Raw genomic sequence first — 8,792 nt, 5'->3', positions numbered from 1 at the left:
GCGTCATTCGTAAGGCGATCAAGAACCGGAAGATTTTTCGGACTGATGAGTCAGTCATGAAGGTAATCTATCTGGCCATGGAAAAAGCTTCCGAGAAATGGACCATGCCGATCAGGAACTGGAAAGCAGCCATGAACCGGTTTGAAATTATGTTTCCTGACCGGTTCAAGGAGTAATAGTTTTGGTGGCGTTTACACAGAATTATTTACAGGCTCTCTCTATCGCCTATGCAGGTGATAAGTCATCTTTTCTTCAAAGTTGGTGTAGCTCCCAACTGCTCCCTGATGGACGCACTGCCTTGGGCCGTAATTGGGATAAACTTGGAGAAGCTTTTTATGACGCTTTTAATAAAGAACCCGGCCACTCTATTTGGCATTTCATACGGGATATGCTCAATGATAATTCAGCTCTTGATCTAGCGGATTACCAAGCATTACTTCCAGAAGTTAAAACTTATCTTCTCAAACAGTTGAGAGAATGGCGGGAAGTGACTCTAACGCCGGTTAGAGACAATATTGATCTTAAGCTTTTCCGCTCAGATGGCTCTGTCGCTGGGACGGTAAGTGATGGCACGCTATCAGACGGACAAAGAAATACTGCTGCACTTGCCGTTTTGCTTTCTCATGGTGAAGGGCCTCTTATTCTGGATCAGCCTGAAGATGAATTGGATTCTAAATTCATATACAACGAGCTTGTTCCAATGTTAAGAAAGGTCAAGCAGGAAAGGCAGTTAATCTTCGCTACTCATAACGCCAACTTACCGGTTAATGGTGATGCAGAACTGGTCTATGCACTGGAAGCTAAAGATGGTCAGGGTGTAAAACAAACAGAAGGTGGTCTTGATAATCCAAAGGTAGCCGAAGCGGTGCTCGATATTATGGAAGGTTCTGAAGAGGCCTTCCGTCGAAGAGGAGAAAAGTACCACTTCTAAGAATGAAACTTTTTGACTGGCCGGCACTCCAACTAAACATGCACATTCGTTTAGAATTGGTTTTCGGATCAGGCCAGTCTGCCCAACTTCTGCCAGTAGCTGCCCTCCAATAATAAGCCCAACAGAGGTTCATCGCCGTTATGAGCTTTCATGAGAAGTTTGCCCGGTTCAGCCGTTTGCATCAGGAGAACCGCACCTGGAAACTGCTGAAGGCCGACAATGCTCCGCTGCTTCTGGCGTTTATCGCCGAGCTTTTTCGTGAAACCAATGAAGTGCCTTTTGGCAAGGCCATTGCCATTCTGGATACGGAGCTTAACCGGCTGCGGGAATATGATCAGTTAGACGGTGAAGTAAAAGCCACGGCTTACCTCCGCCAATGGATTCAGGATGGCTGGCTGCGCGAGTTGAATGACCTTCTGACACGAACTGATGCCTGTGAACTGGCTATGCGATTTGTGAAAGGGCTTGAAGAACGAGGCAGTAATGCCACTGCTTCACACCTGCGAATTGTTCAGGATGCAGTGCGAGATTTGGCGGTGGCGCTCAGCCCTGACCCGAAAGAGCGAATCATCCTGCTGGAATCCCGAAAAGCCGAACTGCAACGGGAGATTGATGATCTGGAAGCCGGTGTTGTTTATGAATTGCCAGAAGCTGAGCAACGGGAGCGGATTCAGGAAGTGTATCAACTGGCCTCGTTACTGACCGGTGATTTTCGGCGGGTTGAAGATGAAATCCGTCATATGGATCAGAAACTCCGGGTGGAGATGATTGAATCAGAGAATCATCGCGGGGATATTCTGGAATCCCTACTGGAAAAGGAAAATATACTGGCTGAATCCGATGCCGGGCGTGCCTTTGACGGATTCTTCCAACTGTTGTGTGATACCAACCGGCGCATGGAATTTAAGGAACAGTTACGTTCTGTACTCAGCCGGCCTGCTGCAGCCCATCTCAGCAAAGAGCAGTGTCGTTATCTGGAACGGTTGTTAAAAGAGTTGAATCAGGAGAGCCACCATGTTTTCCGGGTTCGCAACCGTACTGAAGAGAGTTTGCGTAATTATGTTGAAAGCGGTGCCCACCTTGAAAACAGGGCTGTTAACCAGTTGCTTGAACAGCTGGAACAAACCGCGCTAGCACTGCGGGAGCAGGATATTAGCCTGAAAGTGGATACTGGCCTGCGGTTGAATGCCGGTTCAGCAAAAATAACCTCTCTGGACAGTTTCAGGCTTCGGGTGCCGGAAGAAGCGATTGATACCAGCAATATTGCTTCTCGAGTCAATGAATCTACCCCCAGTGACGCCATGCTTGAACATCTTCAGTCGGTCAAAGTGGCTGAAGTGGCAGAAAACATCAAGAGCCTTTTAGAAGAGCACGGCCCTCTGACCATTGCCGGTATTATCAAAGAATTGCCGATCAGCGAAGGGATCGAAGAGCTGGTAGCTTATATGCGAGTTGCCCAGGCGGTGTCTGCCACCACTTTGAATGACCGGGAAAATGTTGTCGTTTACGGTTCTGAGGGTGAGTGCCTTCAGGCGTCCATCCCCTGTTATTTGCTATCCGCTGATCAGTTTCCTGAACGGATTGAGGAGTTATCGCTGTGAGTAATGAAACCCCTGTTGGGCAGGCATCGGCATTGTTTGACCAATTGATTCAATCAACGGCAGAAGAGCAGGATAAGAGCGATCAGATCTTGGGTGAACCCGATAATCGCAGTGAGGATAGTCAAGAAAAACGTGTATCCAGCACCGATGATGAGCCCAATTTTCGATTAGCACCCGAAGCTCGGCGAGCCTTAATACGGCTTATGCGTCAAGGGGTTGTGAATGCGAAGAGCAATAGTGCAGTGTTTGAAACACTCCGTCGTTATCAGGCTCCCATCCAAGAACATCTGGCAGAGATGTATCTGAAAATGGTTCTCGACCCACAGGCAGGTATTGCACTGCTTCAGGAACAGGCGATGGAAGATCTGGAATCTGAGGATGAAGAGCCTGTCTCGTTGATCAGCCGTCGAACCCTTTCTGTATACGACACACTTCTGTTACTGGTGCTGCGGAAGTATTTTCAGGAGCGGGAAAGTGCCGGGGAGCAACAGGTGGTCATTGATATTGATCATATTGAGTCGCTGTTGACCCCATTTCTGCCGTTGACGAACAGCAGCCGGAGCGACCGGAGAAATCTGAATGGCGCTTTGGACAAGATGAAGGAGCGGAAAATTCTGACCGGTTCCAAAGACGGCGAGCGATTTGAAATCACCCCTGTGATTCGTTATGTGGTTAATGCCGACTTTTTACAGGAAATGCTGGCAAGCTATTTATCATTGGCGGGGAAGCCTGTAGGTGAAGAGCCTTCCGAAACTGAAGGGAGTTCTGACGATGAGTGATCTCTTTGAATCAGAAACACAACTTTCAACACTTTCATTTGAAGACCTGTTCAGTACCGGTCAGATTCGGCTAGCGGAAATATCTGTCTATAACTGGGGGTCTTTTAATCAACTGCATACCGGCTCGATTAACCCGGATGGCACATTGATCACGGGCGATAATGGCTCAGGCAAATCCACTTTTATCGATGGATTAATGGCATTGCTGCTGCCGGCTGGCAAAGCATCTTTTAACGTGGCAGCAGCCCAGGGGGATCGTTCAGACCGGTCATTGATCTCCTACATTCGTGGCAGCTATGGAACTGAGCATGACGGGACCAGAACCAATACTCTGAATAAGCGACCCGGTTCCGTAGTATCCGGTTTAAGGGCCTTGTATCGGGCAGAAGATGGTTCTGAAATTACCCTTGCCGCACTGTTTTGGATGACTCAGAACTCTAATGCGCTACGGGATGTGAACCGGCTGTATCTGGTTGGGAAGCGGAACATTGAATTGCAGGAATTGCTGCAGGGGTTCAGCTCTGGCAATGCCCGACAGTTGAAGCGACAGCTAAGTGATGACCAAACTATTGCCTATTATGGTGAAAGCCACGCTGCCTATGAAGCGGTCTATCGACAGTTGCTGCGTATGGATAATAAAAACGCCCCGGCATTACTATCGAGAGCACTGGGTTTAAAAAAGATCGATGATCTAACTGATCTGATTCGCAAGCTGGTTTTGGAACCCAGTAAGATTCAGAATGATGCCCGAAAGGCTGTAGAGGGCTTTGATGATCTGGTGAGGATTCATGGCGAGTTACAGACAGCCCGTAGCCAGAGAGATCGACTACTGCCATTACCCGGCTGTAAAGCGACGTTTGACGCTGCAAAGCATCAATCTGGAAAATTATCAGCTCAATTATCGGGGTTGCCAGTCTGGTTTGGTGAACAGCGTCATCATCTGTGGACGCAACGAATAAAAAGTATCGAACAGAAAATTTTCAACTGTGAAACTGAGCTACGGTTGTTAACTCAGAAGGAAAAAGATGCCAAAGATTTAGAGCGCAGCCGGTATGACGTTTATATTCAAGCTGGGGGCAGTAAAATTGAACAGCTGAAAAAGGAACTTGAACGCAATACCGAAAAGCTTTCGGAAGTGAATGTGAAAGCTCAAAATTATCAGACAACTTCCCAACGATTAGCGCTAAAAACAGACCTGAAAGAAACAGCTTTTGCGGATAATGCCAAAGTAATTGAACAACGCTGCAACAATCTCGACGAAGAAAGGCAAAGGTTACAGGATGCTTTTGGCGCTGCTGCCGGTCAATTTAGTGAATCTGTGGCTTTGCAAACGTCACTTGAGGAAGAAATTCGGGAAATAGAGGCGCTACCGGATTCGAATATAGATCGAAAATACCAGCAACTTCGGGATGAACTATCGACATCCCTGGATATCCCGAAAAGTGAATTGATGTTTATTGGTGAGCTTGTGGATGTTCATCCGGAGCATAAAAAATGGCAGGGTGCTATTGAGCGGGCGCTTGGTGGATTACGCACAACACTGGCGGTGCCGGAAAAAAGCTATCATCTGGTGACCCGATGGTTAAATCATCGTCATACCGGCTTGCATGTTCGTGTTCAGGTCGTCAGAAGCAATGTTTCCGGGAATGCATCATTCAAGACGGACGGCTATCTTCGAAAACTGAAGTGGCGTGAGCATCCTTACAGGGAGTGGTTGAAGCATCATCTGGCTCGCTTTGACATGCACTGTGTAGACAGCACTGAGATGCTGGATAAGACACCTTTTTCCATGACCGAGCAGGGGCTGATGCACCTGGAACACGGTCGGTTTGAGAAAAAGGACCAGCAACCCATTCATGACCGGCGGGTATGGCAGCTGGGCTTTTCCAACAAAGATCGATTGGCGTTGCTGCAGCAGGACCTGAAAAATCAGATCGAACAGGTTAAAAGCCTGGAGGAAGCTACGAACCTGGCAAGAAAGGCTCTGAACCAGGCCGGCGAAATGGCTCGTTTATGGATGAATTTGAAAGACTTCACCTGGGATGCAATCAATGTACCCTATTGGCAGCAGAAGGTAGAACAGTGCAAAAATGAGCTTGAAGATTTGCAGAAAGCCGGTGGTGATCTGGATACGGCAAAAAGGCGTTGGGAGGATGCTCGGGATAATTATGAGGCTGCGCAGAATGATCGTGAGCAAAAGAGTAAGGGTCATGCCGTTCTGGAGAGCCAAAAAGAAAGCGCTGAAAGCGCCAGGGATAAAGCCGGAGAAGCCGCCTCTTGTGGGTTGGAAGATGGAGTTCGTATAGCACTGCAGGAACGTATTGGTGATCTTGTTGATGATGATCTTGATAACTCCATAGGTCTCCAGGAGGAGCATCAACAAGAAATCGGCCGTGAAAAGGAAAAGGCTTCTGGTGTGGCTGAGAGCGCCTCACGACAAGCGGTTGGGATTATGTCGGCCTTTTCCACTGAATGGAAACACATTACCGAAGACTGGCTGAAATCCATTGAGGGGCTGTCGGACTTTATTCAGTATCTTGAAAAGCTCGAAACTGAAGGTCTGCCAGAGTTGGTAGACCGCTTCAGAGAACGTTTGAATCGTCATACTACACAATCACTGGCGAATATTAACCAGCAAATGATCTCGGAACGCGAAGAGATCGAAGAACGAATTCTGACCATAAACCAGGTGCTGGCCAGAACGGAATTCAAGCACGGTTCACACCTTCGCCTGGGCGCCAAGGCGGAAGAGTTTGAGCATGTAAAACTGTTTAAAAAGCAGCTTAGATCGGCTCTTGAACAGGCAAATAGTGAAGACCATGAAGCTCGTTATGATAACCTGCAGAAAATTATTGCCGTGCTTGAGAAAGCAACGGCATCGGTCACGGCGAATAATCTTGAAAGTCTTCGATTGCTGGACTCTCGCTATCAGCTGAGTTTCTATGCGGAAGAGATTGATAATGAGACGCACAAAGTTCTCGATGTATTGGCTTCTTCCACCGGTAAATCCGGTGGCGAAAAAGAGTCATTTGCCGGCACCATTGTTGCCGCCAGCCTGGCCTATGTACTGACACCGGATGGGCACGACAAACCAATTTATAGCACTGTATTTCTGGATGAAGCGTTTTCCAACACCGCTGAATCAGTGAGCCGCCGTGTATTAAAAGTCTTCCGTGAGTTGAATATTCACATCAACCTGATTACGCCCTATAAAAACTTAAACCTTGCCAGAGAGTCAGCCAAATCGCTATTGATTGCAGAAAGAGACTCCAAAGTTCATGAAAGCAAATTGTGCGAAGTGACCTGGGCCGAAATTGATCGGCGGATGAAGGAGCACAAAACGCTGAAAAGCAAGATAAAGGCACTGGATATCGAGATTGAGCCGGTTGTGGGTGAGCATTTATGAGCTGGGGCGTTACGGTTGATGAAGTACTCGAACAACTTAGACAAAAAGAGTGGGAGCGCTGGGATCGGCTCAGGGGATTGCTGCTGAAGGAGCGATCGCTGCCCTTGCGAATATCGCTGAAAGCGCCAACGGGTAGACAGGCTCTGGATGATTTTGCGCGTTTTCAGTCTTTCCTCTGCCAGTGGCAGCGTTGGGAACCTGCAAGCCAGGTGCAGTGGGAGAGAAAAAACTATCAGAAGCTTGGGGAGTACCAGGTACCTGTCGCTGTAGAAATCCAATCATTACAGGCTTTTTTTGAAATCCTGGGGACTGAAGCAATAACAAAGAGTAGACACTGGGAATGGATTATTTCGCAGTTTCTATCAGTGGATACACGCTTGACGGCAATGGTGATCAGGCAACTTCCGCATCTGGAAAAACTGTCTGAGGTCGATATTCAGGCAATGGCGAATCTGCTTCTTCAGTTGCAACCCGGAATGGGAAACGGACTGTACCTCAGGGCTATCCCGGTAAAAGGTATTGATACCAAATTTATTGAGAATTACTCGGGATTGATCAGTGAGCTTTTGTCGGCCATACACGACGATGAAACAATAAAGAACAGGCTTGTAGAATGGCTGGGCTGCAAAGAAAAGCCCAAAGGCTGGTTGATTATCAAGCCGCTTTGTCCGACAACTCGGGCGCAACTGCTCGGCCTTTCGGAACTAAAATTAGCAACGGATTCCTTGCGTGAAATGCCCCTGCCAGGAACTCATATCCTTGTTGTAGAAAATGAGGAATCTGGTTTTGGCCTTCCTGAACTTCCCCATACCGTTGCTGTGATTGGTGGCGGAAAGAATGTTGCCTGGATGAATGCTGACTGGTTAAAATCCAGGTCTGTAGGCTATTGGGGTGATATTGATACTTGGGGGCTGTCCATACTGAGTGACGTACGTGGTTTTTTACCAGAGGTTAAGCCATTGATGATGGACACTGCTACGGTGAATACCTTTTCTAAAAGAATGTCTGCCGAAAATAATCCATACCCAAACCAGCCGGTTAATCTTTTTGTTGATGAGCTTATTCTTTTTAACGACCTTAAGGACGGGAAATTTGAGAATACACGCTTAGAGCAGGAAAGGTTATCGCAGGATTATATTCAGCAGAACTTATACGATTGGAGTGCAGCCTGAAAAGCAACCAGGCTGCATATAAAATCAGAAATCAATATGTTACTGGATGGGTTTAATTCCTACTCGCTCTGCAAGTTCAATAAAAAGCTTGTAAGTTTCGGGGCCAAACTGATTACGTGACCTGGGCGATTTTTGAACACTATAAAGAGCTTTTCCCATATTGCGCCATTTCACTTGATCTTTACCTGATTTCAGTCCTTTGCCATCGACTAACTCCCGGATTTTTTTGATTAAACTTCCATCCAAACCAATAGCTTTAAAGCTGTAAAGAAATTGCTCTCCCGTCATAAGGCTATAGTCATCAGGGATGTTGCCTTCATAATTGATATTATGCAGCCTTTCCGGTTTCCCCAGTAAAGTAGGGGTGCCAGGATGAAAATGATGCCAAGGTTCTTCGAGGAAGTGATCATCAACCCCTTCAAGGTACTTAGACTTATTTTCAGAGTACGACAATATGAGTTGAGACTTTGAGCGAGTCATTGCGACATAGAATCTCGCCAAATCTCTGAAAGTCTCGCTTTCTGGGAGGTAGGGGTTAGGGATTACAGTCTCGTTGCAATTGACTATGCAAATCAAGTCAAACTCAAACCCTTTGGTTTGTTCGAGATCCGATAAAAAAATGGAGCTGTTTCCAATGCTGAGGCCGCCATCAAGAACTTCGATACCGACTTTTTTCCCAAAGGCGACAGAGCCTGTAAATAATTCTGTGTAAACGCCACCAAAACTATTACTCCTTGAACCGGTCAGGAAACATAATTTCAAACCGGTTCATGGCTGCTTTCCAGTTCCTGATCGGCATGGTCCATTTCTCGGAAGCTTTTTCCATGGCCAGATAGATTACCTTCATGACTGACTCATCAGTCCGAAAAATCTTCCGGTTCTTGATCGCCTTACGAATGACGC

Annotated in this window: 6 protein-coding genes and 2 pseudogenes; 6 read left to right on the top strand and 2 right to left on the bottom strand. The window is 47.1% G+C overall.

Annotation, left to right across the window (positions count from 1 at the left end; genetic code table 11):
- From AK963_RS35760 to AK963_RS21845, 6 genes and pseudogenes are all read left to right on the top strand, one after another.
- Positions 1 to 176 (top strand): annotated as a pseudogene (locus tag AK963_RS35760) (IS256 family transposase); the annotation flags it as partial.
- A gap of 8 nt (positions 177 to 184) precedes the next feature.
- Complete coding sequence (locus tag AK963_RS21865) at positions 185 to 931, top strand: AAA family ATPase (RefSeq protein ID WP_139117583.1); 747 nt, start codon at positions 185 to 187, stop codon at positions 929 to 931.
- 140 nt (positions 932 to 1,071) lie between these two features.
- Complete coding sequence (locus tag AK963_RS21860) at positions 1,072 to 2,532, top strand: DUF3375 domain-containing protein (protein ID WP_066017544.1); 1,461 nt, start codon at positions 1,072 to 1,074, stop codon at positions 2,530 to 2,532.
- Complete coding sequence (locus tag AK963_RS21855; RefSeq protein ID WP_202969824.1) at positions 2,529 to 3,311, top strand: DUF4194 domain-containing protein; 783 nt, start codon at positions 2,529 to 2,531, stop codon at positions 3,309 to 3,311. The genes AK963_RS21860 and AK963_RS21855 overlap by 4 nt, the downstream gene beginning before the upstream one ends.
- Entirely contained in the window at positions 3,304 to 6,717 is a 3,414-nt protein-coding gene (locus AK963_RS21850) for an ATP-binding protein (protein ID WP_066017542.1), read from the top strand. The genes AK963_RS21855 and AK963_RS21850 overlap by 8 nt, the downstream gene beginning before the upstream one ends.
- Entirely contained in the window at positions 6,714 to 7,889 is a 1,176-nt protein-coding gene (locus AK963_RS21845; protein ID WP_066017541.1) for a DUF3322 domain-containing protein, read from the top strand. The genes AK963_RS21850 and AK963_RS21845 overlap by 4 nt, the downstream gene beginning before the upstream one ends.
- Positions 7,890 to 7,928: 39 nt before the next feature.
- Here AK963_RS21845 and AK963_RS21840 read toward each other — a convergent pair whose 3' ends face one another.
- Together AK963_RS21840 and AK963_RS32360 are read right to left on the bottom strand one after the other, a co-directional pair.
- Positions 7,929 to 8,651 carry a 3'-5' exonuclease gene (locus tag AK963_RS21840; RefSeq protein WP_066017540.1) on the bottom strand — a complete coding sequence of 241 codons (723 nt, stop codon included), beginning with the start codon at positions 8,649 to 8,651 and terminating at the stop codon, positions 7,929 to 7,931.
- Positions 8,617 to 8,792, bottom strand: a pseudogene (locus AK963_RS32360) (IS256 family transposase); the annotation flags it as partial. The gene AK963_RS21840 and the pseudogene AK963_RS32360, both read right to left, overlap by 35 nt.

This window comes from Endozoicomonas atrinae (genome assembly GCF_001647025.1).
GTDB classification, from domain to species: Bacteria; Pseudomonadota; Gammaproteobacteria; order Pseudomonadales; family Endozoicomonadaceae; genus Endozoicomonas; species Endozoicomonas atrinae.
Note: the sequence above shows the minus strand (reverse complement) of the source record. Positions and strands in the feature narration are given on the sequence as shown.

What these genes read in the sequence shown, in the direction of transcription:
- AK963_RS21860 (WP_066017544.1), top strand. Translation starts at nt 1,072, where the DNA reads ATGAGCTTTCATGAGAAGTTTGCCCGGTTCAGCCGTTTGCATCAGGAG.
- AK963_RS21850 (WP_066017542.1), top strand. Translation starts at nt 3,304, where the DNA reads ATGAGTGATCTCTTTGAATCAGAAACACAACTTTCAACACTTTCATTT.
- AK963_RS21845 (WP_066017541.1), top strand. Translation starts at nt 6,714, where the DNA reads ATGAGCTGGGGCGTTACGGTTGATGAAGTACTCGAACAACTTAGACAA.